At 57.0% G+C, this 26,330-nt stretch carries 19 protein-coding genes; 12 read left to right on the plus strand and 7 right to left on the minus strand.

Going from position 1 to position 26,330, the window contains the following annotated elements; translation table 11 throughout:
- Positions 1-75: 75 nt before the first annotated feature.
- The gene (gene zapE / locus ACZRMH_RS08050; RefSeq protein ID WP_464012950.1) at positions 76-1,194 is read left to right on the plus strand and encodes a cell division protein ZapE; all 1,119 of its coding nucleotides are present in this window, start codon (positions 76-78) and stop codon (positions 1,192-1,194) included.
- A 142-nt stretch (positions 1,195-1,336) separates the two neighbouring features.
- Here zapE and dkgB read toward each other — a convergent pair whose 3' ends face one another.
- The 4 genes from dkgB to ACZRMH_RS08070 all read right to left on the minus strand — a co-directional run bounded on the left by dkgB (position 1,337) and on the right by ACZRMH_RS08070 (position 6,783).
- Positions 1,337-2,140, minus strand: a complete 804-nt coding sequence (dkgB, locus tag ACZRMH_RS08055; protein WP_464012951.1) for a 2,5-didehydrogluconate reductase DkgB — start codon at positions 2,138-2,140, stop codon at positions 1,337-1,339.
- 103 nt (positions 2,141-2,243) lie between these two features.
- The gene (locus ACZRMH_RS08060; RefSeq protein ID WP_464012952.1) at positions 2,244-3,644 is read right to left on the minus strand and encodes an efflux transporter outer membrane subunit; all 1,401 of its coding nucleotides are present in this window, start codon (positions 3,642-3,644) and stop codon (positions 2,244-2,246) included.
- A 7-nt stretch (positions 3,645-3,651) separates the two neighbouring features.
- Positions 3,652-5,616, minus strand: a complete 1,965-nt coding sequence (locus tag ACZRMH_RS08065; RefSeq protein ID WP_464012953.1) for a MacB family efflux pump subunit — start codon at positions 5,614-5,616, stop codon at positions 3,652-3,654.
- Complete coding sequence (locus tag ACZRMH_RS08070) at positions 5,617-6,783, minus strand: efflux RND transporter periplasmic adaptor subunit (RefSeq protein WP_464012954.1); 1,167 nt, start codon at positions 6,781-6,783, stop codon at positions 5,617-5,619.
- A 313-nt stretch (positions 6,784-7,096) separates the two neighbouring features.
- Between ACZRMH_RS08070 and ACZRMH_RS08075 the strand changes: the two genes are divergently transcribed.
- The 6 genes from ACZRMH_RS08075 (at position 7,097) to ACZRMH_RS08100 (ending at position 15,808) form a co-directional block, all read left to right on the plus strand.
- Positions 7,097-7,576 (plus strand): sigma-70 family RNA polymerase sigma factor, encoded by a 480-nt coding sequence (locus ACZRMH_RS08075; protein ID WP_464012955.1) that lies wholly within the window; start codon positions 7,097-7,099, stop codon positions 7,574-7,576.
- A gap of 335 nt (positions 7,577-7,911) precedes the next feature.
- Positions 7,912-10,674 carry a magnesium-translocating P-type ATPase gene (gene mgtA, locus ACZRMH_RS08080; protein WP_464012956.1) on the plus strand — a complete coding sequence of 921 codons (2,763 nt, stop codon included), beginning with the start codon at positions 7,912-7,914 and terminating at the stop codon, positions 10,672-10,674.
- Between the two features lie 329 nt (positions 10,675-11,003).
- Positions 11,004-11,627 (plus strand): response regulator, encoded by a 624-nt coding sequence (locus tag ACZRMH_RS08085; RefSeq protein WP_464012957.1) that lies wholly within the window; start codon positions 11,004-11,006, stop codon positions 11,625-11,627.
- Positions 11,628-14,888, plus strand: a complete 3,261-nt coding sequence (locus ACZRMH_RS08090) for a transporter substrate-binding domain-containing protein (protein WP_464012958.1) — start codon at positions 11,628-11,630, stop codon at positions 14,886-14,888.
- A 10-nt stretch (positions 14,889-14,898) separates the two neighbouring features.
- Complete coding sequence (locus ACZRMH_RS08095) at positions 14,899-15,228, plus strand: hypothetical protein (RefSeq protein WP_464012959.1); 330 nt, start codon at positions 14,899-14,901, stop codon at positions 15,226-15,228.
- Positions 15,229-15,322: 94 nt separating this feature from the next.
- Entirely contained in the window at positions 15,323-15,808 is a 486-nt protein-coding gene (locus tag ACZRMH_RS08100) for a GNAT family N-acetyltransferase (RefSeq protein WP_464012960.1), read from the plus strand.
- An 88-nt stretch (positions 15,809-15,896) separates the two neighbouring features.
- On the opposite strand, the gene ACZRMH_RS08105 is transcribed toward ACZRMH_RS08100, so the two are convergent.
- Both ACZRMH_RS08105 and ACZRMH_RS08110 read right to left on the minus strand, forming a co-directional pair.
- Positions 15,897-18,140, minus strand: coding sequence for a TonB-dependent siderophore receptor (locus ACZRMH_RS08105; protein WP_464012961.1), 2,244 nt, complete (start codon positions 18,138-18,140; stop codon positions 15,897-15,899).
- 141 nt (positions 18,141-18,281) lie between these two features.
- Positions 18,282-20,024 (minus strand): phosphoethanolamine transferase CptA, encoded by a 1,743-nt coding sequence (locus tag ACZRMH_RS08110; RefSeq protein WP_464012962.1) that lies wholly within the window; start codon positions 20,022-20,024, stop codon positions 18,282-18,284.
- Between the two features lie 363 nt (positions 20,025-20,387).
- Between ACZRMH_RS08110 and gnd the strand changes: the two genes are divergently transcribed.
- From gnd to nudC, 5 genes are all read left to right on the plus strand, one after another.
- Complete coding sequence (gnd, locus tag ACZRMH_RS08115; protein ID WP_464012963.1) at positions 20,388-21,368, plus strand: phosphogluconate dehydrogenase (NAD(+)-dependent, decarboxylating); 981 nt, start codon at positions 20,388-20,390, stop codon at positions 21,366-21,368.
- Positions 21,365-22,888: a glucose-6-phosphate dehydrogenase gene (zwf, locus tag ACZRMH_RS08120; RefSeq protein ID WP_464012964.1), complete on the plus strand. Its 1,524-nt coding sequence runs from the start codon at positions 21,365-21,367 to the stop codon at positions 22,886-22,888. The genes gnd and zwf overlap by 4 nt, the downstream gene beginning before the upstream one ends.
- Positions 22,885-23,703, plus strand: a complete 819-nt coding sequence (locus ACZRMH_RS08125) for an HAD family hydrolase (RefSeq protein WP_464012980.1) — start codon at positions 22,885-22,887, stop codon at positions 23,701-23,703. Before zwf ends, ACZRMH_RS08125 begins: the two co-directional genes overlap by 4 nt.
- Before the next feature lie 123 nt (positions 23,704-23,826).
- Positions 23,827-24,639: a crotonase/enoyl-CoA hydratase family protein gene (locus tag ACZRMH_RS08130; protein WP_464012965.1), complete on the plus strand. Its 813-nt coding sequence runs from the start codon at positions 23,827-23,829 to the stop codon at positions 24,637-24,639.
- A gap of 30 nt (positions 24,640-24,669) precedes the next feature.
- A complete protein-coding gene (gene nudC, locus ACZRMH_RS08135; RefSeq protein WP_464012966.1) occupies positions 24,670-25,500 on the plus strand; it encodes an NAD(+) diphosphatase in 831 nt (276 codons plus the stop codon).
- Here the strand turns inward: nudC and ACZRMH_RS08140 are convergent.
- On the minus strand, positions 25,468-26,247 hold the full coding sequence (locus tag ACZRMH_RS08140) for a TSUP family transporter (protein WP_464012967.1): 780 nt from the start codon (positions 26,245-26,247) through the stop codon (positions 25,468-25,470). The two genes, nudC and ACZRMH_RS08140, sit on opposite strands and share 33 nt — an antisense overlap.
- Positions 26,248-26,330: the final 83 nt, after the last annotated feature.

Raw genomic sequence — 26,330 nt, forward strand, 5'->3', positions numbered from 1 at the left:
GCCGTTTTTTTCAAGTGCCTGGGCTCTCTCCTTGCTGGCATACTGGCCTCTCAGATTCAGGAGCCACTCATCGGTATGAATGTCGAGTCCCCCCTTAATGCGTATCAACAGGCTATCGAGCAGCAGGGTTTTGTCCATGACCCGGCCCAATGGGTGGCTGTCCAGGCGCTGCAACACTGTCATGAGGCATTGCACTCAGGGGCGAAGTCGGTCGATGGCGTGTATTTGTGGGGGCCAGTGGGCCGAGGCAAGACCTGGTTGATGGATCGTTTCTACCAGAGTTTGCGGGTGCCGGCCCGGCGTCAGCACTTTCATCACTTTATGCAGTGGGTGCATCAGCGTCTGTTTCAACTGACTGGCACGGCAGACCCGCTCAAGACACTGGCCAAAGGCCTGGGCGAGGAAGTGAAGGTGCTGTGTTTTGACGAGCTGTTTGTCAATGACATTGCCGACGCGATCATTCTGGGGCGCTTGTTTCAAGTTATGTTCGATGAAGGCGTGGTGCTGGTGTGTACCTCTAACCAGCCGCCGCACGATCTCTATGGGCATGGCTTTAACCGTGATCGCTTTGCCCCCGGAATCACGGCGATTCTCCAGCATATGCAGGTAATGCCGGTGAACGGAGTTGAAGATCACCGCCTGCACCCTGGCATTGCTCATCGGCGCTATTGGGTGACTGAAGAGGGCCAGCCAAGCGCAATTGAACCGGTGTTCCGGGATCTGACCCAAGGCCAGGTGGTGTCTGATCAGCCTATTGCCGTGGGCCATCGTTCGTTGAATGTGGTGCAGGCCAGTGATGTGGTGCTGTGGTGCAATTTTCACGAGTTGTGCGAGCAACCGTTGGCGGCGACCGAATTTATGCAGATTTGTGACCGCTACAAAGTGATGTTGCTCAGCGGCGTGCCCTGCCTGAGTGCCGAGCAGCGCGAAGGCAAGATTGCCCGTGGCACCGAAGACGGGGCAGTGAAAGTCGAAGCGGGGGACCGCGAGCTGCCGCAGTTGTCCAAATACGATGACAGCGTGCGGCGTTTTATCGCGCTGATTGACGAATGCTACGACCGCAAGGTGCCGGTGTGCATCGATGCCAGGGTACCGATGGATCAGCTCTACACCCAGGGTTACCTGGAGTTCGCCTTTCGCCGCACCTTGAGCCGTCTGCAGGAAATGCAGTTGCAACGCTTTGGTGTTCAATAATCCGTACTGAAATCTGTAGTCGCTGACGAGCGGAGCGAGGCTGCGATTGAGTACGAAGCAGTCGTGTGTGCTGATTGTCCCTAGCACCGTATGACGCCGCTCGCAGCCTTCGTTCCTCGTCAGCGACTACAGGTTTTCCTGATCAATCCCACAGCGGCGCAACGCTTTGCGGGTTGGTCAGGCGGTGGCCGCGATCCAGTGCCGCAATCTGCGCCATATCCTCATCGCTCAGTTTCAAATGGCAGGCCTTGAGGTTGCTCTCAAGGTTGGCGCGTTTGGTCGACGATGGAATCACCGAGTACCCCAATTGCATGGCCCAGGCCAGTGTCACTTGGGCCGGGGTAGCGTTGTGGCGATCGGCAATGGCCATGATCACCGGGTCATTCAGCACTTCGCCGTAGGCCAGGGTCATGTACGAGGTGATATGGATGCCCTGGCTCTGTGCGAACTCCACGACTTTGCGGTTTTGCAGGTAGGGGTGCAGTTCGATCTGGTTGGTGGCGATATGTTCTGCGCCAACGGCAGCAATGGCTTCTTTCATTAGCGCGATGGTGAAGTTCGACACGCCAATCCGTTTGGTCAGGCCCAGCTTTTTGGCTTCCAGCAATGCACCCATAAATTCTGCCACCGGCACTTCATTGTTCGGTGATGGCCAGTGAATCAGGGTCAAGTCGAGGTGATCGGTGCGCAGTTTTTTCAGGCTGTCCTGCAGGCTTGGAATCAACTGGTCCCTGGCAAAATTGCTGACCCAGATCTTGCTGGTGATAAACAACTTGTCGCGAGCCACATCGCTTTCGGCAATGGCCTGGCCGACATCGTCTTCGTTTTCATAGATCTGGGCGGTGTCGATGGCACGGTAGCCCAAGTCGAGGGCGTTTTTGACCGAGTCGATAACCACCTGGCCTTTAAGACGGAAAGTGCCGAGGCCGAATGCTGGAACTGTCATGGATAACTCCTTGGTGGGCGTAAGAATGAGGTCGAGTATCCTCGCCCTTATCCTTGGGAAAAACCGCCAGCCAGGCAAAGCACTCTTGACCACAGGTCATGAATCACGCTCCAGGATTGTTCCAGCCCCCACCCAATGCCTTGTACAACGCAATACTGGCCTGCAGCCGTGACAGGCGCAGCTGTAGATGCTGATCCTGGGCCTGATACAGCGTGCGCTGGGTTTCCAATACCGTCAGCAGCATTTCGGCTCCGGCCTGGTAGCGATTTTGTGCAATGTCGAAGGCCAGTTGGGCTTGCTTGAGCTCTTCGTCTTGCCACTGACGCTGCTGGTCCAGGCCGTTAGCGTTATTGAGCGCTTTTTCAACGTCGGCAAAGGCGCTGATGATGCTCGCTCGATAGCTTTGCAGGAGTTCTTGTTGCTGTGCTACGGCCTTGTCGCGTTCGGCACTGAGGCGGCCATTGTTGAAAATCGGCGCTGTTAGCCCGGCAGCAAGGTTGTAGAGCGGGCTGCGCAAGATATCGTTGAAACTGTCGGAACCGGAGCCCAGGCTCGCACTCAGGGTCAGCTTGGGCAGCATGGCGGCGCGGGCGACAATAATATCGGCGCGGGCGGCGACCAGTAGGGCTTCGGCGCGGGCGATGTCCGGGCGCCGCGTCAGTAATTCGCTGGGTAGCCCGCTGCCGATTGTTGGCCAATCCAGTTGGGTAAATTGCGTATTGTCCAATGTCAGATTTTGTACGGGCTTGCCGAGCAGCGCGGCGAGGGTGATTCGTGCTTCCCGAGCCTGTTGCTCAACCAGGGGTACCTGCCGTTGCTGACTGGCGACCAGGCTTTTTTGCTGGGCCAGTTCCAGGGTTGTGGCCGATCCTGCGTCATGGCGGGTTTGCACAATGCCTAACACGCTTTGTGCATTAGCCAGGTTGAGCCTTGCAATACGCGACTGCTCATCCAGGGCCAGTGTTTGTACGTAGCTGCTGGCGACACCACTGAGCAGGGTCAGCTCCACCGTGTCACGGTCAAACTCACTGGCCTTGAGCGCCTGCCGCGCGCTATCCCGTGCCGCCGCTTTGGCACCCCAGAAATCCACCTCATAGCTGGCGCTCAGGCTGGCGTCGAAGTAGTCCACGGCCTTGTTGCCACTGCTGGCATTCACTTGTTTGTAGCTTTTGCCATGGAGCCGTTTCTCACGCTTGCCGTTACCTGCAAATGTCACTTCGGGCAGCAAGGGGGCTCCGGCGATTACGGCAGATGCCTGGGCCTGCTGCACCCGCGCCATGGCGCCAGCCAAATCATAACTGCCAGCTCGCGCCTGGCTGATCAGGCGATCCAGTTCAGGGCTGCCAAACTGCTTCCACCATGCTTGGCTGACCTGCTGGCGGGCCGCGGTGTGCGCCGATTGCCAGGCCGCTGGCGGCACTACGTCATTGCTGTCAGGAGGGATGGACTGGCTGCACGCCCCCAGCAGCAGGCACAGGGATAAAAGGCTTAATGACGGCTTCATCGTTGGGTTATTCACTGGTAAGGGCCGTGACCGGATCGAGCCGGGCAGCTTTGCGGGCGGGCATAAAGCCGAAAGTTACACCGGTCACCAGCGCGCAACCAAAAGCACCGATTATGGCTATCAGCGAGAACCCTACGGCAACATCGAACAGCACCAGTACGCCGCCGACGATAAAGGCCAGGGCAACGCCCGCTACGCCACCGACCACCGAGAGCATCAAGGCCTCAGTCAAAAATTGACGCAGGATATCGCGCTGTCGGGCGCCGGTGGCCATGCGTATGCCAATCTCGCGAGTGCGCTCGCGAACGGTCATCAGCATGATGTTCATCACCCCGATACCACCCACCAACAGGGAGATGGCAGCAATCGAGCCGAGCATTAGTGACAGTGTGTTGCTGGATTTGCTTACGGCCTGGATCATCGCCGCGTTATTGAAAATTTCGAAATCGCGCTTGCCGTGGTGCAGCTTGAGCATCAACTGCTCGATGGCCTGTTCGGCTTGCTGGACTTTGCTGGCGTCGGCGGTGGCGATGACCACGTACTCCGGATTGTGGGAACCGAACAGGCGCACACTGGCAGCGGAATAGGGCACGACGATACGCGAGTCGCCGTCCATCTCGCCGGAGCTGGCGCCTTTTTCGGCCAATACACCGACTACGCGAAATGGCACGTTTCCCAGCAGGATGTACTGGCCTATCGGGTTGGGGACATTCTTGAGCACTTTGTCCCGCACTTTTTTGCCGATCACCGCCACTGCGGCGGCAGCGTCTTCGTCAGCCTGGGTGAAGAAACTGCCTTGCACCACTGGCCAGTTGAAAATGGCCGAAAAGTCGATGCCATTGCCGCCGGTGTACATCCTCTCGTTGACGTTACCGTAGCGCACGCCAATTTGGTTGCCGTTGACGGGCATGATCATTTTCACTTGCGGTAAGGTCGACAGGGCGGCCACGTCATTAAGGGTCACGATTCCCGGTGCAGCTCCAGGGCTTGGCGGCATTCCGCTCAGATAAATGATGTTGGCACCAAAAGCAGCCATCTCTGACATGATTTGGCGTTTGCTGCCTTCACCCACGGCCAGCATCACGACTACCGAGGCAACACCGATAACGATGCCGAGCAGGGTCAGGGCGGTGCGCATGCGGTTGATCCACATGACGCGCCAGGCTGCGCGGACGGCATCGACCAGTTCGCCCTTCCAGGCGCCACGGGCTTCGCTGCCCTCGTTCAGGCGCTTGCGCAAATCAGTGGCCTGCAGGGGGTTGTCGGTTGCCGGTGGGGGTGTGCCATCGGCGCTGTCGTTGATGACTTCTCCGTCGCGTATTTCGATGATCCGGTTGGCCCGCGCCGCCACTTCGCGGTCGTGGGTAATCAGGATGACGACGTGGCCCTGGCCCGCCAGTTCGTCGAGCAGGGTCATGACCTCGGCGCCGCTATGGCTGTCGAGGGCACCGGTGGGTTCGTCGGCGAGGATGATATGCCCGCCGTTCATCAAGGCACGAGCGATGGAAACCCGCTGCTGCTGCCCGCCAGAGAGTTGATGCGGGCGGTTGGCCGTGCGCTCGGCCAGGCCCAGGCGGTCAAGCAGGGCGGCTGCGCGGGCGTGGCGCTCGGCTGCTGGTGTGCCGGCATAGATGGCCGGCATTTCGACGTTTTCCTGGGCCGAGGCCGAAGGGATCAAATGGTAGCCCTGAAACACAAAGCCGAAGGCTTCGCGCCGCAGCCAGGCCAGTTCGTCGCTGTCGAGGCGGGCGACGTCTTCGCCAGCAAACAGGTAGCGCCCCGAGGTTGGGCGGTCAAGACAGCCGAGGATATTCATCAAGGTTGATTTGCCCGAGCCCGAGGCACCGACGATGGCGACGAATTCCCCGGCATGAATCGACAGGCTGATGCCTCTGAGTACGTGAACTTCAGGGGTATCGCTGCCGCCGTAGACCTTGCAAATCGATTGCAGGTCGATCAAGGGAGTGGGCATTCAGCCTCCGTTTTCGCTTGCGGGGCCGACCAGCAGGTGATCGCCCTCAGTCAGCCCGTCGAGGATCTCGACCTGCAATCGGTCGCTGATGCCGGTACGAATTTCGCGAGGTTCGATCTTGCCGTTTTGGGCCACCACGTGAGCGCTCTGGCGGTCACCATCAGGGAGACCCTGCAACGCACTGATGGGCGCCAGCAACACATTCCTGGCCTGGCTGGCGACGAAAAAGACCTGGGTGGTCATTTCTGCCATCAATGCCTGATCGTGGTTTTCCACATCCAGCAGCACGGTGTAAAGCACCACACGGCCGCTGCCACTATTGCCTGAAGAACTGTCGCCACCCTGGCTGGCCTGGTTGAGTGGTTTGGGTGGCACGGGGAGGATCTGGCGCACGGTGCTGTCCCAGCGCCGGTTACCTTTGCTCAGGGTGGTGAACCAGGCTTGCATCCCAGGTTTGAGATGGCCGATATCGGCTTCCGAAACCTCAGCCCAGACGGTCATTTGCGAGAGTTTGGCGATGCGCAGAATCAGCGGTGTTTGCTGCTGGGCATTGAGGGTCTGGCCTTCGCGGGCATCCAGTGCCACCACGGTGCCGGTCATGGGCGCGTAGATGCGGGTGTAACCCAGCTCTGCTTCGTCACTGAGCGAGCTGGCCTGGGTCTGACGGATCTGGGCTGCAAACATGTCGATCCGTGCCTGGGTGGTGCGGACCTCGGCGTACGCAGCTTGCACATCTTCTTCGCGGGTGGCGCCGCCTTTGGCAAGTTTTTGCTGACGCTGGAATTTCTGTTTCGCCAGATCGTGCAAGGCGCGCTGCTCTTGTAGTTGAGCCTTGAGATTCTCAACGGAGAAGCGGCTGGCATTGAGCTTGGCGGTCTGGATGGCCGGATCGATTTCGACCAGCAACTGGCCCTCTTTTACCTTGTCACCGGGCTCGACATGAATCTTGAGGATTTGCCCTGATGCCTGGGCACCGACATCCACATATTTGCTCGGACGCAGGGTGCCAAGTGCGGTCACGCTGCTTTCAATGTCACCACGGGTAACAGGCACAGTGGCATAGGCTTCGCGCCCCGGGTTCATATAGGGCCAGGCCACGAAGGCCGCAGCCAGGAGCAGGCAAAGGCTGAAGAGCAGTATGCGACGGGTCTGTCGAGGGCGTTTCATGCAGGGTTCCGGCCAATGGAAATCGGCCCGTCGTCATCTCGTCGGGCCAGAATTCCCCGCGCACATGCGGTCGCCAGAACGACAGGCACGGGGAGCTGTTGTGTAAACGAAGATAATAACGAGGGATTTAGGCGTGCACCCGAGATCTGTCTTGCCGAATATTTCGAGGGCGTTTCAGGGGGTGGGGGCTTAAATCTATATGAGAATTACTATAAATTACATCTACACAAGTGCCATCATCACGCCGCTATCCCATTAGATCTGTTGCTGCGCTCATGGAGTGCTGCCGTTGTTGCTGCGGCCAGGAGTCCTGTTGGAAAACTACTATCGCGAACTGATGGGCTTTTTGAGTGCCAGGCTGGGCAATGCCCAGGCGGCCGAAGATGTGGTGCATGACGCTTATGTACGAGTACTGGAGCGTGCCAGTGCTGAGCCGATTGAGCAGCCACGTGCGTTCTTGTATCGCACAGCGCTGAACCTGGTGATCGATGGGCATCGGCGCAGCACCTCTCGTCAAGTCGAGCCTTTGGAGGTGCTGGACACCGAAGAGCGTTTTTTCAGCCCCTCGCCGCAGGTGTTGATGGATCATGGCCAGCGTCTGGAGATGATACAGCGAGCACTGGCCGAACTGCCTGTGGCGTGTCGTGAGTGTTTTCTGCTGCGCAAGATCGAGGGCTTGTCTCACCCTGAAATTGCCGAGCGCCTTGGCGTCTCACGCAGTGTGGTCGAAAAACATATCGTCAACGCCATGAAACATTGCCGGATTCGCATCAGGCAGTGGGATAACGCCTGATATTTGTGTGAATGTCGGGCTTTATGTCATTTGGGTGGTGAAACTGAACTCCACCTGAAGAACTTTCTGATTTGCACAACGGAAGTATTCCTACGGTTTACTCTTCGAACGTCGCGCATAAGCAGCCGGCGTCTTGATCGGGGCTGTTCTGACCCGACTCTGGAAGTCCACTTATAGACACTCAATCGTATGTGATAACGCCCTCATTGCGGCATGTCGCACCTGTCGCATGCGCGTGCCAGTTACGAGACAAACCATGAACGACGGTTCCAGATCAACGCTGCCTGCTTAGCCACTCTGCGTGGGGGGAGCGCAGGCGGCGCAGGAGTAGCACCATGAAACTCTCCCTGAAAGAATTCTTTGCCGGCTTTTTGCGTACCCGCCATTTCGGCCGGCACTTCCGGCGTCTGGCCTTGCTCGACAGCCTGACCAATACCACGGTCAGTCGAGAAGTGCCGCCGACGCTGGCGCAGACGCTGGTGGCCGCCGCCAACAGTGACAGCGTGGCCCTGATCGACAATCTTGGCACTCATACCGACGGTCTGAGCGAAGCGGAAGTCGATCTGCTGCGCCAGCAATACGGCCTCAATGAGGTTGAGCACGAGCAGCCGCTCAGCCGTTGGGTGCATTTGTGGCATTGCTACAAAAACCCGTTCAACCTGTTGCTGACCCTGCTTGCCGGTGTGTCCCTGGCCACCGATGATATCCAGGCGGCAGTGGTGATCAGCACCATGGTGGTGCTGTCGACATTGCTGCGCTTTTGGCAAGAGGCCAAGTCCAACAAGGCGGCGGACGCACTCAAGGAAATGGTGAGCAACACCGCAACCGTAATGCGTCGAGACTTCGGTGCCGATGCCTCACCAATGTTCGGCAAGTTCTCTGGCGCCGCCCGGCAGATCAGGGGCGCGCAGCGTATTGAACTGGCGATCAAACAGTTGGTACCGGGTGATTTGATTGTGTTGTCAGCGGGCGACATGATCCCGGCGGATTGCCGGGTGCTGAGTGCCAAGGACCTGTTTGTCAGCCAGGCGGCGATGACGGGCGAGTCGATGCCGGTTGAGAAGTTTGCCCGTCAATTCGACAGCCAGACCTGCAACCCGCTGGAGCTGGACAATATTCTGTTTATGGGCACCAACGTGGTGTCCGGGGCGGCCACGGCAGTGGTGCTGACAACCGGTAACAATACTTATTTCGGGGCGCTGGCGCAGCGGGCCGGTGCAACCGAGCGCGGTGCGACTTCATTTCAGACCGGGGTCAACAAAGTCAGCTGGTTGCTGATCCGTTTTATGTTTGTGATGGCGCCGCTGGTGCTGTTTATCAACGGTTTCACCAAGGGTGACTGGACTGAAGCGCTGTTGTTCGCCTTATCTGTCGCAGTGGGTCTGACTCCAGAAATGCTGCCGATGATCGTGACCTCGACCCTGGCCAAGGGCGCGGTATTTTTGTCGCGCAAAAAAGTCATCGTCAAACGTCTCGATGCGATCCAGAACTTTGGCGCAATGGATGTGCTGTGCACCGACAAGACGGGCACCCTGACCCAGGACAAGATCTTTCTGGCCCGGCATGTGGATGTGTGGGGGCAAGAATCTGACGACGTGCTGGAGATGGCCTACCTCAACAGTTACTACCAGACTGGGCTGAAAAACCTGCTGGATGTCGCGGTGCTGGAGCATGTCGAAGTTCACCGCCAGTTGAACGTGGGCACGGCCTTTAAAAAGGTCGATGAAATCCCGTTCGACTTTACCCGTCGACGTATGTCCGTGGTGGTGGCCGAGCAGGATCAACCCCATATGCTGATCTGCAAGGGGGCTGTCGAAGAAGTGCTGTCGGTGTGCAAGAGCGTGCGCCACGGTGAGTTGGAAGAAGCCCTGGATGATGAGCTGCTGGTACGTATTCGGAAGGTGACTGCGGCATTCAACGAAGAGGGGTTGCGTGTCGTGGCCGTGGCTGCGCGCTCAATGACTGAGGGGCACGACACCTACAGCCAGAACGATGAGCAGGGGCTGACGCTGATTGGCTATGTGGCGTTTCTGGACCCGCCCAAGGAGAGCACCGCGCCTGCACTTAAGGCCTTGGCCGAACATGGGGTTGCGGTAAAAGTCCTTACCGGTGACAACGAATTGGTTACGGCCAAAATTTGCCGTGAAGTAGGCCTGGAGCAGCAAGGCCTGCTGATGGGCAATGACATCGAGCGCATGAGTGATGCTGAACTGGCGGATGCGGTGGAAACCACAAACGTCTTTGCCAGGCTGACGCCGACACACAAGGAGCGCATTGTGCGTTTGCTCAAGGCCAACGGCCATGTGGTCGGCTTTATGGGTGACGGGATCAACGATGCGCCAGCACTGCGAACGGCGGATATTGGCATATCGGTAGACAGTGCCGTGGATATTGCCAAGGAAGCCGCTGACATCATCCTGCTGGAGAAAAGCCTGATGGTGCTGGAGGAGGGCGTGCTGGAAGGGCGCAGAACCTTCGCCAACATGCTCAAGTACATCAAGATGACCGCCAGTTCGAACTTCGGCAATGTGTTCTCGGTGCTGGTGGCCAGTGCGTTCATCCCCTTCTTGCCGATGTTGCCCATGCAATTGCTGGTACAGAACCTGCTGTATGACATGTCACAAATTGCCATCCCGTTCGATAACGTCGATGAGGAAATGCTGAAAAAGCCGCAACGCTGGCAGCCTGCTGATGTAGGGCGTTTCATGCTGTTTTTTGGACCGATCAGCTCGGTCTTCGACATCTTGACCTTTGGCCTGATGTGGTATGTGTTCCAGGCCAATACACCTGAGCATCAAACCTTGTTCCAGTCAGGCTGGTTTGTGGTCGGGCTGCTGACTCAAACACTTATCGTGCATATGATCCGCACACCGAAAATTCCGTTCCTGCAAAGTCGTGCAGCCATGCCGTTGATGGTGATGACGGGGGTGATCATGGCCGTGGGCATTTTCCTGCCAATGGGGCCTTTGGCTGGCTACTTCAAGTTGCAGGCGTTGCCGCCGCTGTACTTCGTGTTCTTGCCCATGATTTTGCTGGCCTACATGTTGCTGACCCAGGCAGTGAAGGGGTTCTATATTCGCCGGTTCGGCTGGCACTAAGCCGCAACTTTCGCATATGACCGGATAAAACTAATTATCCGGTCTTTGGATCCATTTTTTTAAGAAAAAGCCTACAACAAAGATAGTTAACCCCCTACTCGCCGACAGCCTCCGATTGGCGATCATCCGCGCCTCATTTTTAAGGGGCTTCAGCTCTTGGCGTCTAAATATCGGGGTCTCTTGAGATGTTTAAAGCAGGATTTATCCTATACTTTTTATGTCACTTGTTAGGTTGTTTTTACGGGCTTTTGCCTGTTGTACCTATTCAAAACGATATGTTTTCGCCTGATATACGCTGATGCCCGGCTTACTGTCGGAGGGTTAAAAATATGAAAGTGTTGATTGCAGATGATCACTCACTTATTCGGTCAGCGATGAAATCGCTGATGGAATCGCACGGCTATGAGGTCGTTGCCGAGGCGGCGAATGGTACCGATACGGTTCAGTTGGCGCGTCAACATGATGTGGACTTGATCATTCTGGATATCACCATGCCGGGGCTGGATGGGCTGGAGGTGATCAATCGAATCAGGGCCTCGGGGCTTGAAACCCGGATTCTGGTACTCACGTCACAGTCACCGCTGTTTTATTCCCAGCGTTGCATGAAAGCCGGTGCGGCCGGGTTTATCACCAAGAGTCAGGATCTCACCGAGTTGTTGCGGGCCGTCAAGGTCATCATGGACGGCTATACCTTCTTTCCGTATCTGGCGGCCAGTTCAGTGCGTAACAGTGATGCAACCATGAGTGACGTTGAGCTGATTCAGCACTTGTCGGCGCGGGAGCTATACATTTTGCAACAACTGGCCCGAGGTTTGAGTAACAAGAAGATTGCCGAAGACATGATTCTGAGCAGCAAGACCATCAGCACTTATAAGGCACGCTTGATTGAGAAGTTGAATATAAAGTCAGTGGTTTATCTGGCTGATTTTGCCAAACGCAATGATCTGATTTAATTGAAAATCCTCGTCAGTCTGGGACTCATCGGGGTGTTGGTCCTTGGGCAACCCGATGCTTTCGCCGAACCGCCTGCGCAAACATTGCACCTGTTGGGGCGCTCCAGCGTCGAGGGCTACAGCGTGATGCTTGAGGCATCAGACAAGCAATGGCTCAAGCAGCACGGGCCGTTGCGTCTGGGTACCTCCGCACCTGATTACGGCCCGTTTGACCTGACCGTCAATGGTCAGGACTTCGAAGGCCTGACTGCCGACTACGCGCAATTGCTCTCGCAGTTGCTGCAAGTTGACATAGTGGTCAGGCGCTACCCTTCAAGACCGCTGGCGATAGAAGCACTCAAGCGCGGCGAGCTGGATTTGTTGAGTAGCTCCAACGGGTTTGAGGCGCAAGAACCAGAGCTGGTATTAAGCCATCCCTACGCAGACGATTCGCCTGCCTTGGTGACGCGCAGTGGCAACCGGGCGCGGCCGCCTGTCGATCTTGCGGGGCAGCGAGTGGCCATGCTTGATCACTATTTGCCACCGCAAAAGGTCAAGGACTTTTACCCCAAAGCCACCTTGCAACTTTACCCTTCGACCCTGACAGCCATCGGCGCTGTGGCATTTGGCCAGGCCGATGTTTACCTCGGGGACTTTATCAGTGCCAATTACCTGATTCACAAGAACTACTTGAACAACGTTCAACTGGCCGATTTTTCACGGCTGGAAGACAACCCTTTCTCTTTTTCCCTGCGCCGCGATAACCCGGATCTACTGCGCATCGTCAATGCTGCACTGATGGCGGTACCCCCCAGTGCGCGCATGACCATCCTGCGGCGCTGGAGCTCGGACGGACCGCAAATCAACAACCCCTGGCGCTTTAATCCCACACCCTACGAACAACGCTGGATGGCTGAGCACCCGCGACTGAGAGTAGCGATCAATGATCAATTTTTGCCGCTGTCATTCTTTGACGAACAAGGCACATTCAAGGGCTTGATTGCTGATCTGTTAGCCAACATCAGCGCACGCACCGGCATTCAGTTCGAGGCTGTGCGCGAAAGCACGGTGGCGGGGGTCGTCGGGCTGGTCAGCTCGGGCAAGGCTGATGTGTTGGGGGCTGTAACGAGCAGTACCGCCCGGGAAAATCAACTGGGTTTTACCCGGCCCTATCTCACCACCCCCTTTGTGCTCACCACGCGTATGGGGCCGGATGCCCCCGAAACCCTGGATGACATGGCCGGCCGGCGTGTGGCCCTGGTGCGTGGCAATGTGTTGCGCGCCTTTATTGTGCAGAACTACCCGGATATACAAGTGGTGGATGCTGACAACCCTCCTGCCGCCTTGAGCATGGTGGCAGAGGGCAAGGCGGATGGCGCAATCTGTGCGCTGGTCAGTGCCCGCTATCTGGTCTCGCGACGCTTTGACAAACAGTTGCAAATCACCAGCACAGTAGGTACGCAACCCGAGCAAATCGGCTTTGCCACGGCTGGCGCTGATGCGCAGTTGAGCTCTATTTTGAGCAAAGCATTGCTCAGTATTACCCCAGGAGAGATGAGTGAACTGACCAGTCGCTGGCGCATAGACACGCCTGCGGTCGAGAGTTACTGGTTGCGCAATCGGACCGAAATTATTCAAGGGTTTACCATCGCTGCGGTGTTGCTGTTGATAGCAATTGCCTGGATTACCCACTTGCAACGAGTCATAGCCAGGCGTCATCAGTTGATGGCTGAGCTGAATGTCGCCAAGCAAGCAGCGGACGAAGCGAACCGGGCCAAGACCACCTTCCTGGCGACCATGAGCCATGAAATCCGCACGCCCATGAATGCAATTATTGGCATGTTGGAGTTGGCCATGAAAAAAGCCGACCAGGGTTTCATGGATCGTTTCGCCATTGAAGTGGCCTCGACCTCTGCCCGCGAGTTGCTCGAACTGATTGGCGATATTCTGGATATCGCGCGCATTGAGTCCGGTCATCTTTCTTTGAGCCCTAAACGCTCCAATATCAAGTCGCTGGTAGAGGCCGTGGCGCGGATGTTCGATGGCCTTGCCCGGCAAAAGCATTTGAGCCTGGTCAGTGAATTGAGCCCGGCGGCGGATATTGATGTATTGATCGATCCGATACGTTTCAAGCAAATCGTTTCCAATGTATTGAGCAATGCCATCAAGTTCACCGACAAAGGCGAAGTCCGGCTGATACTGCGCATAGAGCCTGCTCCTGACGCGCAGTCTGTGTCGATTTGCTTGCGTGTCGACGACACCGGAGTCGGCATCTCTGACGAAGATCAGCGGCGTTTGTTCAGCCCTTTCACTCAGGCCAGTAACAACACTCAGTCGGCGCGCAGTAGTTCAGGGTTGGGGTTGATGATTTGCCGCGAACTCTGCGAAATCATGGGAGGGCAGTTGCACCTTAGAAGTGCGCTGGCTGCTGGTACTCAGGTAGAGGTCAGGATGGTGGTACCGCTGCTTGCGCCTGAAGAAATCGCTCCCGAACCCGAAGAACCTGAAGCCAGTATTACCCGCCCGTTGAATGTTCTGGTGGTGGATGACTACCCGGCCAATCGCATGCTGCTGGCCCAACAGCTCAGTTTTATGGGGCACCGGGTGACGGACGCCGAAAACGGTGCACTGGGCCTGAAAGCGTGGCGGATGGGTAATTTCGATGTGGTCATTACCGATTGCTCCATGCCGGTCATGAATGGCTATGAGCTGGCCCGGGCGCTGCGAGTTGAAGAGGCCGGGTCGGCGCGGGCGCGTTGCCAGATTTATGGTTTTACTGCCAACGCACAACCGGAAGAAGTGGATCGTTGCCTGGAAGCTGGAATGGATCGGTGTCTGTTCAAGCCCATCAGCTTGCAGGACTTGAGCGCATGTCTGGCAACTTGCGTGCCTGAGGAGTCTGCAGGCAAAGCTATTGATGAGCCTGATGGTGGTGAGATCAATCTGACATATCTCAAACAGTTGAGTCAGGGCGACGACGGGATGATTCTCAACCTGCTCGCTGAACTTTCAATCAGCAATCGCAAAGATTTGGGATCCCTGATTGAGCTGTTTGTAAGCGATGATTACGAAGGACTGGCTGAGCTGGCCCATGGTATCAAAGGGGGCGCGCGGCTTATTCAGGCGAAAAAACTGATCGCGTGTTGCGAACAACTGGAAGCGATTTGCCAGACGGGCCAACCACAGCACCTTACAGTCGCGGTCGATGCATTGCACAGCAGTATGGAACAGCTGGCCGAAGAACTGGATCGTTACGCTCAAGCCCATGGGGCACATAAATAACGAGGCCAAGATGCCAACAAAATCTTTACGCATACTGATTGCAGACACGGATCCGAACCAGGCTCTTAAAATGGAGCGGGCACTGAATATTCTGGGTTATTACCGGGTCGCGCCGTTGTACAACGCCGAGGCGTTGGTGAGCTTGAAGGCGGCACCCATCAATGAATATGACGTGCTGCTGATCAGCCGGGAAATGGCAGGAGGGGGTGCTGCCAATGAGGTCGAGTTGCGCAAGGACAACTCGCACTTTCGCCATATATTGATTTACGCCGATGCCGAGCATTTTGTGAGCGAACTGTCCAGCTTGATGCCGTTGCTGGATTCCTCGCCTGTGCCGTGAGCGCAAGCTTGTCTGGATCGGCTTGCCCACGCTAATGTCTGGTGTCGTCGCAAAAAAAGACACCAATGACCAGAATCGTCGAGGGATACGCGTAATGTCGGATGTCGTGGTAGTGCAAGCAGACTATACAAACCCGGTTCATGCTCAAGCGCTCAGAGAGGTATTGAACCACTATGCTGAAGATCCCATGGGCGGTGGTGAAGGGTTGTCGCAGGATGTGCTGGAGCAGTTGCCGGCACAACTTGCCGAGCGCCCCCATGCGTTCAGTGTGCTGGCGTTTGTCAACGGCGAGGCTGCGGGCCTGGTGAACTGCTTCGAAGGCTTTTCGACCTTTGCCGGCAAGCCACTGGTCAATGTTCATGATGTGTCAGTGGTGAATACGTTTCGCGGCTTGGGTCTGAGCCAGAAAATGCTGCTCAAGGTTGAAGACATTGCCCGTGAGCGCGGTTGCTGCAAGATCACCCTCGAAGTGCTTGAGGGCAACCCGGTGGCACAAGGTTCCTATCGCAAGTTTGGTTTCAGCGATGGCCAGCTCGACCCGGCACACGGGCGCATGTTGTTCTGGAACAAGTATCTGTAGCTGATGACGAGCCGCGCGAGGCTACGACGACTGCGTCGTCGAACGCAGCCTCGCGTAGCCCGTCAGCGGCTACAAGGTTTGCGCTCGTTTAGAGTGTCCACTCCAGGCCAACACTCACCGTGCGCGGGTCACCCCAGAACACACCGTTATAAAAACCGACGTTTTCGTAGTACTTCTGATCGAGCAGGTTCTTGACGTTGATCGAGGCCGAAACATGCTCGTCGAATCGGTAGCGGGCCATCAGATCGACCAAGGTGTAGGACTTCTGGGTAATGTCCTCCTTGAAGGTGATCGGATTGCCTTTGGCGTTTTTCTCGCCGGTAGGACGATTGGCTGCACGGTAGATATCGCTTTGCCAGTTGACGGCCGCACCCACGGTCATGGCATTCCAAGCACCCGGCAGGCGGTAGGTACTGGAGATCTTGAACAGGTTCAACGGCGCTGCGGTGTTCATGCGCTGGCCTGCAGCATTGCGTGAATGGGTGTAGGTGTAACCCGCGAGCATGTTCCAGTCACGCATCACCTCACCCGCCAGCTCAACCTCAAACCCTTTGATCTTGTTGCCCTTGCCGCCGGATTTGTAATATTCCTCGCCCTTGGGGCCGCGAGGCACTGAATCGTCGATTTCCGGCACATTGTCCTGCTTGCTCCAGAACACGGCACTCGACAGGTTGAGGCGCTCTTGCAGGAAACTGCCCTTCAGGCCCAGTTCATAGTTACTGCCCACCACCGGCTCAAGATATGAGTTGCTGGCGTCCTTGTTGGTGGTTGGTTTGAAAATGTCGGTGTAACTCACATAAGCCGTCAATTCGTCGGTGAAGTCATACAAGACCCCGGCGTAAGGCGTAATTATGTCGTTTTGGGTCTGGGTGACCTTTGTCTGATTGAGGGCGCCTGCATTGCCTGTCACGAACGCAGTCGCGGCGTTGGAGCTTTTCCAGCTGCCATACCGGGTGCCAAGCACGGCATGCCATTGGTCGGTCAGGTTGAAGCGTGTGGCCAGATAGCCGGATTTTTGTTTAATGACGTCATGGCTCCCTTCAATACCGGTATCAAAGTCCTGATACTTGGGGATAGCGTTCATGTCCTGCCAGTTTGGAATGTTGTAGTAGTCGTCCGGGTTGAGGTCAACCATCAGCGGCGAGGTGTTGTCGTTCTTGGCCTGGCCGTAACCCACCATCAATTCGTGATCACGCCCGAACAACGGGTAAGTACCCGAGATATTGACGTCGACGGCGGTCATTTGCTCTTCGCCGATAAAATGGCTGGCGTAGGCCGACATGCCCGTGCCATCGGCATTGGGGAAACCGCCGCCTGCGTAATAGACCTTGCCTTCAGCGTCACTGGTGCGATGGGTGTAGGCCGCTTTCAGGTGCCAGTCATTACCCAATTGCTGGTCAAGGGTGGCGAAGGCGGTTTTATCCTTCATCGGCCATGAACTCCATGACGTGGCCAGGTTGGTTGAACGGCCAAAATCGGCTTTTTCGCCAGAACCGGTCCAGTAGGGCGTAGTCCCCCAGGAAGAACCCTTGACCTGCTTGTCCTGGTAGTCGTAGCCCACTGCCAGGATGGTAGTGTCGGTCAGATCGGCCTCCAGAATGCCGTAGGCCACTTCGCGCTTGATGGCATAGTTATCGCGAAACGATTTGCTGTCGCGGTAGGCCAGCACGGTACGCCCGCGCAGGCGGCCGTCGAAGGCCAGCGGGCCGCCCACATCGACATAACTGTAATAGTCGTCGTAACTGCCGCCCGTGGCGCCAGCTTTGGCCTGCCACTGATGGGTAGGGCGTTTGCGGATCATATTGATGGTGCCCGACGGGTCGCCCGCGCCGGTGGTCAGGCCAGTGGCGCCGCGTATCACTTCAATACGGTCGTAAATGATAGTGTCGGCATCGGTCTTCATAAAACTGAAGGTGTTGAGCATGCCGTCAATCTGGAAGTTGTTGATGGTGTAGCCGCGGGACGAGTAGCTGACCCGGTCCGAGTCGTTGTGCTGCACCACAATGCCTGTGGTATGGCGCATGGCTTCGGTCAGGGTGTTGAGGTTGAAGTCGTCCATCTCCTGGCGGGTGACGACCGAGATCGACTGTGGGGTTTCGCGAATGCTCAGGTTGAGTTTGGTCGCGGTATTGGTCGAACCCGTGGTGTAGGAGCCGGTATTTTCTGTAGTAGCCCCCAACCCCTGGGCAGTAACACTGGTGGTGCCCAACTCCAGTGAGCGGGTGGTTTTTTCGACCTCATCCTGTTCGGTATCGGCCAGCAATTGCGGGCTTACGGCGCTGCTGATAAGGCCGAGGGTGAGGGTCATGGAACGGGTGATTGGCGCGAACATCGCTGCCGACTCCTTGTCGTTGTTATGAAGTTGTCTAGAGCTTCAAACGAACGACAAGCAGGCGAGTTAAGGCAAATGGGAATTATTTGTGCTTTTTGTGTCTGAAAACCTGCGGGGCACCAATGGCGCCCCGCAGGTTGTTTATTGCTGAGCTACGTTGCCCGGAGCGGGGTGTTTGGGCTTGATCAGGCTGAAGTCGATCAAGGCCTTTTGCGGGTGCGAGTAGGGGTCGCCGATCAGCTGCGGACGGGCGACAAACTGATTGCTGACCAGGCTTTTCTTGTCGTCCAGTTCGTTGGCGCTCAGGCCCGCCAGGTCAGCCCAGGTGTGGATAAACTGCGAACTGCTATAAGGGCGGCCGAGGTCGCCGGCGAAATTCCATGCATGACTTTCACGCCATTTTGGCGATGCCCAGGCCATAAACGGAATGGTGTACATCGGCGCTGTCGGCTTGGCTTCGTTGCGGCCCAGGGTGTTGTGGCCGACCGAGTCGAACACGTCTTCACCGTGGTCGGACAGGTACAGCAAAAAGCCATTGGGGTCGGTCCTGGCGAAATCCTTGATCAGGCTCGACACCACAAAATCGTTATACAAAACAGCGTTGTCGTAGCTGTTGTAGGTCGGTACCTGATCGTCGTTCAGCCCGGCCGGCACGCCGGTGCGGTCGACGAACTTGTCGAAGGTTGGCGGGTAGCGGTACTGGTAGCTCATATGCGTACCCAGCAAGTGGATCACGATCAATTTGCGCGGAGCACTGTCGGCCAGGATCTTGTTAAAGGGCGCAATCACGTCGCCGTCATACTGACGGGCGTTCTGGTTGCGGTTGTTGTTCAGGTAAACCTGCTCGTCAGCCTGCTCGGAGAAGGTGGTGAGCATGGTGTTGCGCTTGGTCATGGTCTGCTGGTTGGTGACCCAGAAGGTCTTGTAACCGGCTTGCTTCATCACGCTGACCAGTGACGGGGTGCTGAGGTACAGGTCAGGGTTTTCTTCGTCGGCAAACGTCAGCACCTGCTGCAGGGCTTCGATGGTGTAAGGGCGCGGAGTGACCACATTGTCAAAAATCGCCAGTTGATCGCGCAATTTGTCGAGGTTTGGCGTGGTTTCACGCTGATAACCATAGAGGCTCATGCGCTGGCGGTTGGTGGACTCACCAATGACCAGGACCAATGTGGTCGGCTTGCCAGCCTCGGTGTCCTTGAGGTTGGTCAGGGGCGGGATCTGGCTGGCGCTGGCGAGCATGCCTTGCATATTGTCCAGTTGTTCCAGATAGCGGCGATACGCTACTACCATCTGCCACGGCACGGCGGGTTCTACGCGGCTTTCAAAACTTTCCATCGCCGAAGCGAGAGTGTCGTGCTTGATCGTCTGTTTGATCAGCGGGTAGCCGATAACGGCCAGCAGAATGGCGACGGCTGCGGCCCAGGCTTGCACGCGGGGCAAGTACACCGGGCGCAGGCGAGTCCACAGGAATACGGCCAATGCGCTATGGGCCAGGAATGCCAGCACCATCCACCAGGCAAAGTACTGGGTCATGTATTCGCCAGCTTCAGAGATGTTCGATTCGAACATGATGAAGATGACGCTTTGCGAGAACTCCTGCTGATAGATAAAGAAGTAACCCAGGCTGGCCATCGAACAGGCCCACAGCACGACACCAATGACCGCGGCCATTACCCGCGTGTGTTTGGGAAACATCAGCATTGGCGCCAGCCAGATGGCGCTCATTACAAAGGCTTGGCGAAACCCGGAAAACCCGGAAGTGCCGGTCAGCTGGATCAGCAGTTGGGTGATGCCGGAAAAATACCAGAAGAACAGGAACAGCCAGCCTAGGCCTGCCCAGTCGAATCCCTTCGCAGATGTGTTACTGCGTTTAAACATCCCCATACAGCGCTCCAGCTGATAACTGCTTGAATGGTCCGTGCCCTGTAGCCAGGCACAGCACATGAGTACTGCCTCAAGAGTGAGCAGTCACAAAGTGTTTAAGTATTACTAAGGCAATGTGAAAACTTTGTTACCCGTGAAAGGGCTTGCGGGGCTGGTTCGGGGTTGTCAGCGAGCCGAATGTTTATGAATTTTGCAGTCTTTACGGCTTCGTCCGTCTGTTGAGTGTATTGAATCGGGAATCTGCACTCCCGCTTGTGCGAAACTATGCAGCATGTGTCAGGACTGATCCTGACCGGGCGCCTTGGGCAATGCTGCACTAAGGTGCTGTACACCTATTTATTTTGTCGTTGGGAGCAACAGTACATGCAGTTGGGAATTATTGGATTGGGCCGTATGGGCGGGAATATCGCGCGGCGTCTGATGCTCAATGGGCATACAACCGTGGTTTTTGACCGCAATACCGACTTTGTCAGCGCGCTGGAACAGGAAGGCGCCACCGGCGTTGCCGATTTGCCAGCGCTGGTCGCAGGCCTGGCCAAACCCCGTGCTGTCTGGGTAATGCTGCCTTCCGGTGCACCGACCGAAGACACCATCGAGACCTTGAGCGAACTGCTGGACGCCGATGACATCATCATTGATGGCGGCAACACGTTCTACAAAGATGACATTCGTCGTTCGCAGTCGCTGGCCGAAAAAGGCATTCAGTACGTTGACGTCGGTACATCGGGTGGCGTGTGGGGCCTGGAGCGCGGTTATTGCATGATGATCGGCGGAGACAGCGCTGTCGTGAAACACCTGGACCCGTTGTTCGCCGCTCTGGCACCGGGCATGGGTGATATCCCGCGCACCAAGGATCGTACATCTGACGATGACCGTGCCGAGCGTGGTTATATCCATGCTGGCCCGGCGGGTGCTGGCCATTTCGTGAAAATGGTGCATAACGGTATCGAATACGGTTTGATGCAGGCATACGCCGAAGGCTTCAACCTGATGAAGATGAAAGGCGGTGAAAACCTGCCTGAAGAGCAGCGTTTTGACCTGAACCTGGGCGATATCGCCGAAGTCTGGCGCCGTGGCAGCGTGGTTTCGTCCTGGTTGCTGGACTTGACCGCCGATGCCCTGGCCACTGATGAACCGCTGGATGGCTACTCGGGCGCGGTGGCAGACAGCGGTGAAGGCCGCTGGACCATCGAGGCTGCCATGGAGCAGTCGACACCTGTGCCGGTATTGTCGCAGGCCTTGTTTGCCCGCTACAGTTCACGCCAGCAAAGCCTCTATGGCGACAAATTGTTGTCGGCCATGCGCTTTGGTTTCGGCGGCCATGTGGAGACGCCTAAAAAATGACCGACCTGTCCAGTAAACCCGACGCCAAGCCTGCGCCGTCCACCACACTGTTTCTGTTTGGTGCCCACGGTGATCTGGTCAAGCGCTTGCTGATGCCCGCGCTGTACAACTTGAGTCGTGATGGTTTGCTGGACGATGGCCTGCGCATTGTGGGCGTTGACCACAATGCGATCAGTGATGAAGGTTTTGCCAAAAAACTGGAGGACTTCATTCGCAATGAAGCCGCCAGTAAAGTGGATCATCCTGACGGGCACGGCTTGAATGCCGAGTTATGGGCCTCGTTGGCGAAGAACATCAGCTACGTGCAGGGCGATTTTCTGGATGACAGCACCTACGCGGCGCTGGAACAGAAAATCATCGCCAGCGGCACGGGCAATGCGGTGTTCTACCTGGCCACTGCACCGCGCTTTTTCAGCGAAGTGGTGCAGCGGCTGGGCGCCAGCGGGTTGCTCAAGGAAACCCCGGGTGCGTTTCGCCGGGTAGTCATTGAAAAACCTTTTGGCTCTGACGTGCAAACAGCCCAGGCACTGAACGAGTGCCTGCTGAGCGTCATGAGCGAGAAGCAGATCTACCGGATTGACCATTATCTGGGCAAGGAAACCGTCCAGAACATCCTGGTCAGCCGTTTCTCCAACGGGCTGTTCGAAGCCTTCTGGAACAATCATTACATTGACCATGTGCAGATCACGGCGGCCGAAACCGTCGGGGTCGAGACACGCGGCAGTTTCTATGAACACACCGGCGCCTTGCGCGACATGTTGCCGAACCATTTGTTTCAACTGCTGGCGATGGTGGCGATGGAACCGCCGGCCGCCTTTGGGGCGGATGCGGTGCGCGGTGAGAAGGCCAAGGTAATTGGCGCCATCCGCCCCTGGTCAAAAGAAGATGCGCTGAAAAACTCGGTGCGCGGCCAGTACACCCAGGGTGAGTCCGGCGGCAAGCCGGTCGTGGGTTATCGTGAAGAAAACAATGTGGCGGCGGACAGCAGCACCGAAACCTTTGTCGCGCTCAAGGTGATGATCGACAACTGGCGCTGGGTCGGCGTGCCGTTTTACCTGCGCACCGGCAAACGCATGAGCGCCCGCGATACTGAAATCGCCATCTGCTTCAAACCGGCGCCTTATGCGCAGTTTCGCGATACCGAAGTGGAACGTGTTAAGCCCAACTATCTGCGGATCCAGATTCAACCCAACGAGGGCATGTGGTTTGACCTTCAGGCGAAGCAGCCAGGGCCCGGGCTGAACATGGCAGATATCGCACTGGGGTTTGCGTACAAGGACTTCTTCGAAATGCAGCCTTCTACAGGCTATGAAACCTTGATTTACGATTGCCTGACCGGCGACCAGACCTTGTTTCAGCGTGCGGACAATATTGAAAACGGCTGGCGCGGTGTGCAGCCTTTTCTGGATGCATGGCGCGAACAATCCGACGTGCAACCCTACAAGGCAGGTGAAGACGGCCCTGAGGCAGCTAAAGAGTTGCTGGCTCGCGACGGTCGTGTCTGGCTCAACATAGGATAAGTGATGTGAAGCAAAACCCGATTGAGCTGGTGTTGTGTGACATGGATGGCACCTTGCTTCTGCCTGATCACAGCATCAGCCCGCGTAACCTGGCGGCAGTCAAGGCACTGCAGGCAGCAGGCATTCATTTCACCCTAGCTACCGGCCGGCCGCCACGGGCCATGCGCGATTTTATCAAGCAATTAGGTATTGAATTGCCGACTGCCGGGTTCAATGGCGGGGTGCTGGTCAACGCCGATGGCAGCTATTTGCAGTCCCATCATGTGCCCTACGAAGCCGTGCATAAGACACTGGCCTTGCTGGCCGTGCATGACGTCGAAATTTGGCTATTTGCTGATGATCATTGGCTGCTGCGCGACCCGCTGGGGCCTATGGTTGCCCATGAACAGCAGGGCCTGGGTTATGCGCCGCTGGTGGTTGAGAGTTTCGAGCCGTACCTGCGCCGGGTGGACAAGATCGTCGCCACCACCAGTAACGCACCGCTGCTGGTTGAGCTTGAACAGCAATTGCAACAGTTGTTGAGCGGGGAGGCATCTGCCAGCCGCTCGCAGGCTCGTTACCTGGATATCACTGCGCTCCAGGCCAATAAAGGCGATGCCCTGGTTACCCTGGCCGAGCATCTGGGTGTGCCCCTTGAGCGTACAGTTGCAATCGGTGATGGCGGCAATGATCCGGCGATGTTCCAGCGTGCCGGGCTATCGATTGCCATGGGCCAGGCAGATGCGCAGATTCGCGAGCAGGCGATGCTGGTCACCGGCAGTAACGTTGAAGACGGCGTTGCCCAGGCCATTGAGGGTTTTATCCTGCAACGTTAAGGATATTCAGGCAGGTCATTTTGTCCGTAATTTGGCGTAATCGCGGCCTGCCTGGGGCCTGCAAGGCTTGTTATAGTCCGCCGTTCATTGAGCGGCGACAGCGCCCTACAAAGGATTCAGGTTATGTCCGACTACCAGGCTTTTCAGGTTGAGTTAAAAGGCAGCATCGCCCACGTTCAGATCAACCGGCCTGAAAAGGTCAATGCGATGAACGCGGCCTTCTGGACCGAGATCATCGAGATCTTCCAGTGGATCGATGAAACCGACGCTGTGCGGGTAGTGGTGCTCAGTGGTGCGGGCAAGCACTTTTCAGCTGGTATCGACCTGATGCTACTGGCCTCGGTGGCCAATGAGATGGGCAAGGACGTGGGCCGCAATGCCCGCATGCTGCGGCGCAAGATCCTGCAGATGCAGGCCTCGTTCAACGCCGTTGACCAGTGCCGAAAGCCAGTATTGGCGGCAATTCAGGGCTACTGCATCGGCGGGGCGATCGACCTGATTGCAGCCTGTGACATGCGTTATGCCGCCGAGGACGCGCAGTTCTCGATCAAGGAAATCGACATGGGCATGGCCGCCGACGTAGGTACACTGCAACGTCTGCCGCGTATTATCGGTGATGGCATGCTTCGTGAACTGGCCTATACCGGCCGTATGGTTGCGGCACAAGAGGCTCTGGCAATTGGCCTGGTCAACCGGGTGTACAGTGATCAGCAAGCGTTGCTGGATGGCGTGATGGCAATAGCCAATGAAATCGCCAGTAAATCACCCATCGCCATTGCCGGAACCAAGCGGATGATCAGCTATATGCGCGATCACAGCGTGGATGACGGTCTGGAATATGTCGCCACCTGGAACGCGGCAATGCTCCAGTCCAGTGATTTGCGACTGGCGATGACGGCGCATATGACCAAGCAAAAACCCGAGTTTGTGGATTGATGGCTTTGTAACCTGAACAAGGATCATTTGATGACACCGCGTTGGATCACGGCAGTACTGGATACAGACCTGACTGGCGGCTGGGTCGTGGCGCGCGGCCCGGACGGGTTTTTGCTCGATGCCAATGGCCCGCTGTTTCCCCGGGAATGGCTCAAGCGCCAGGAACTGCCGGTGATGGCCGAGCATGGCATAGGTCACCTCGACGGTGAGCCGGTGTATCTGCTGGAGCTCAATGGCGCGGCTCAGGTTGAGGGTTGCCACTGGCAAGGCTTGCGCGCCTTTATGCTGGGCGACGATCACACCCTGTACAAGGTGCTGGGCTACGCCGCGCAAATCGGCACCTGGGCTCGCGAGCATCGTTTTTGCGGCAGTTGCGGCCAGGCGATGACACAGGTGCCGAGGGAACGGGCAATGTTTTGCGCCCCCTGTGATTTGCGCAGTTATCCGCGTATTTCACCGAGCATGATCGTGTTGATTACCCGTGGTGATGAAGTACTGCTGGCCCGGTCGCCGCGTTTTGTATCGGGGGTCTACAGCACTCTGGCAGGCTTCGCCGAGCCGGGCGAGTCGGCCGAGGATTGCCTGATCCGCGAAGTGCGAGAGGAGGTGCAGGTTGAGGTCAGGAATATCCAGTATGTGGGCAGCCAGTGCTGGCCGTTCCCGCACTCGATGATGCTGGGGTTTCACGCAGAGTATGCAGGCGGTGAGATCGTGCCCCAGGCCGATGAGATAGAAGACGCGCAGTGGTTCAATGTGCACCAGCTGCCGCCGTTGCCGGCGTCGCGCTCGATTGCGCGCTATCTCATCGACTTGTATGTGGCCAGGCGCTTAGGCCATGCCGAACCAGTGCTGCCAGGCTAGGCGTACGGTCAGGCCCAACACTACGGTAATAAACACTGGGCGAATGAACTTGGCGCCGCCGCTGATGGCGCTGCGGGCGCCAAAGAAGGCCCCGACCATCACCGCAAAGCCCATGGTCAGGCCGATCACCCAGTCCACATGCCCGGAAAAGATAAACACCGACAGCGCCGCAATATTGCTGACGAAGTTCATGCTGCGGGCCACGCCACTGGCCTTCACCAGATCGATCGGGTACATCAGCATGCTGCTGACGGTCCAGAACGCACCGGTGCCCGGCCCGGCTACGCCATCGTAAAAACCCAGGCCCAGGCCCTGAGGCAACTGCCATTTCTTTTTGATCGGTGCATCGTTGTCGATGGGGGTTTTTGGTGTGCCACCAAACAGCAGATAGAGCCCGCAACCGAAGACAATCACCGGCAGCATCTTGTTGAGCCACTCGGCGGGCATGTAGTGGGCAACTGTTGCCCCGATCAGAGCACCAGCCAGGGTACCGAAAATGGCCAGCTTCCATTCACGGGGGTGGAACAGCTTGCGTCGGTAGAAGGTTAAGCTTGCCGTGGCCGCGCCGAATGTCGAGCTGAGCTTGTTGGTGCCCAGCACCAGATGGGGCGGCAAGCCTGCGGTGAGCAGGGCAGGGGTGGTGAGCAAGCCTCCGCCGCCGGCAATGGCATCGATAAATCCGGCAACAAAAGCCACGGCAGCCAGAATGGCGAGGGTGGTCAAATCTACGCTGAGTTCAAAAGGCATGGGATCGACTTAATTCGGCAGGACGTACAGCGCAGACGCGCGGGAAGGACGTCATCTTACCCATAAGCGTGAACAGCGGCGAT

It is taken from the genome of Pseudomonas sp. B414, from assembly GCF_055408445.1.

Bases quoted from the DNA above. Each gene is read 5' to 3' on its own strand.
- mgtA (WP_464012956.1), top strand. From the start codon at position 7,912: ATGAAACTCTCCCTGAAAGAATTCTTTGCCGGCTTTTTGCGTACCCGC.
- ACZRMH_RS08100 (WP_464012960.1), top strand. From the start codon at position 15,323: ATGTCGGATGTCGTGGTAGTGCAAGCAGACTATACAAACCCGGTTCAT.
- zapE (WP_464012950.1), top strand. From the start codon at position 76: ATGAATGTCGAGTCCCCCCTTAATGCGTATCAACAGGCTATCGAGCAG.
- ACZRMH_RS08085 (WP_464012957.1), top strand. From the start codon at position 11,004: ATGAAAGTGTTGATTGCAGATGATCACTCACTTATTCGGTCAGCGATG.
- nudC (WP_464012966.1), top strand. From the start codon at position 24,670: ATGACACCGCGTTGGATCACGGCAGTACTGGATACAGACCTGACTGGC.
- ACZRMH_RS08140 (WP_464012967.1), bottom strand. From the start codon at position 26,247: ATGCCTTTTGAACTCAGCGTAGATTTGACCACCCTCGCCATTCTGGCT.
- ACZRMH_RS08065 (WP_464012953.1), bottom strand. From the start codon at position 5,616: ATGCCCACTCCCTTGATCGACCTGCAATCGATTTGCAAGGTCTACGGC.
- ACZRMH_RS08070 (WP_464012954.1), bottom strand. From the start codon at position 6,783: ATGAAACGCCCTCGACAGACCCGTCGCATACTGCTCTTCAGCCTTTGC.
- ACZRMH_RS08060 (WP_464012952.1), bottom strand. From the start codon at position 3,644: ATGAAGCCGTCATTAAGCCTTTTATCCCTGTGCCTGCTGCTGGGGGCG.
- ACZRMH_RS08095 (WP_464012959.1), top strand. From the start codon at position 14,899: ATGCCAACAAAATCTTTACGCATACTGATTGCAGACACGGATCCGAAC.
- ACZRMH_RS08110 (WP_464012962.1), bottom strand. From the start codon at position 20,024: ATGGGGATGTTTAAACGCAGTAACACATCTGCGAAGGGATTCGACTGG.
- ACZRMH_RS08105 (WP_464012961.1), bottom strand. From the start codon at position 18,140: ATGTTCGCGCCAATCACCCGTTCCATGACCCTCACCCTCGGCCTTATC.
- gnd (WP_464012963.1), top strand. From the start codon at position 20,388: ATGCAGTTGGGAATTATTGGATTGGGCCGTATGGGCGGGAATATCGCG.
- zwf (WP_464012964.1), top strand. From the start codon at position 21,365: ATGACCGACCTGTCCAGTAAACCCGACGCCAAGCCTGCGCCGTCCACC.
- dkgB (WP_464012951.1), bottom strand. From the start codon at position 2,140: ATGACAGTTCCAGCATTCGGCCTCGGCACTTTCCGTCTTAAAGGCCAG.
- ACZRMH_RS08130 (WP_464012965.1), top strand. From the start codon at position 23,827: ATGTCCGACTACCAGGCTTTTCAGGTTGAGTTAAAAGGCAGCATCGCC.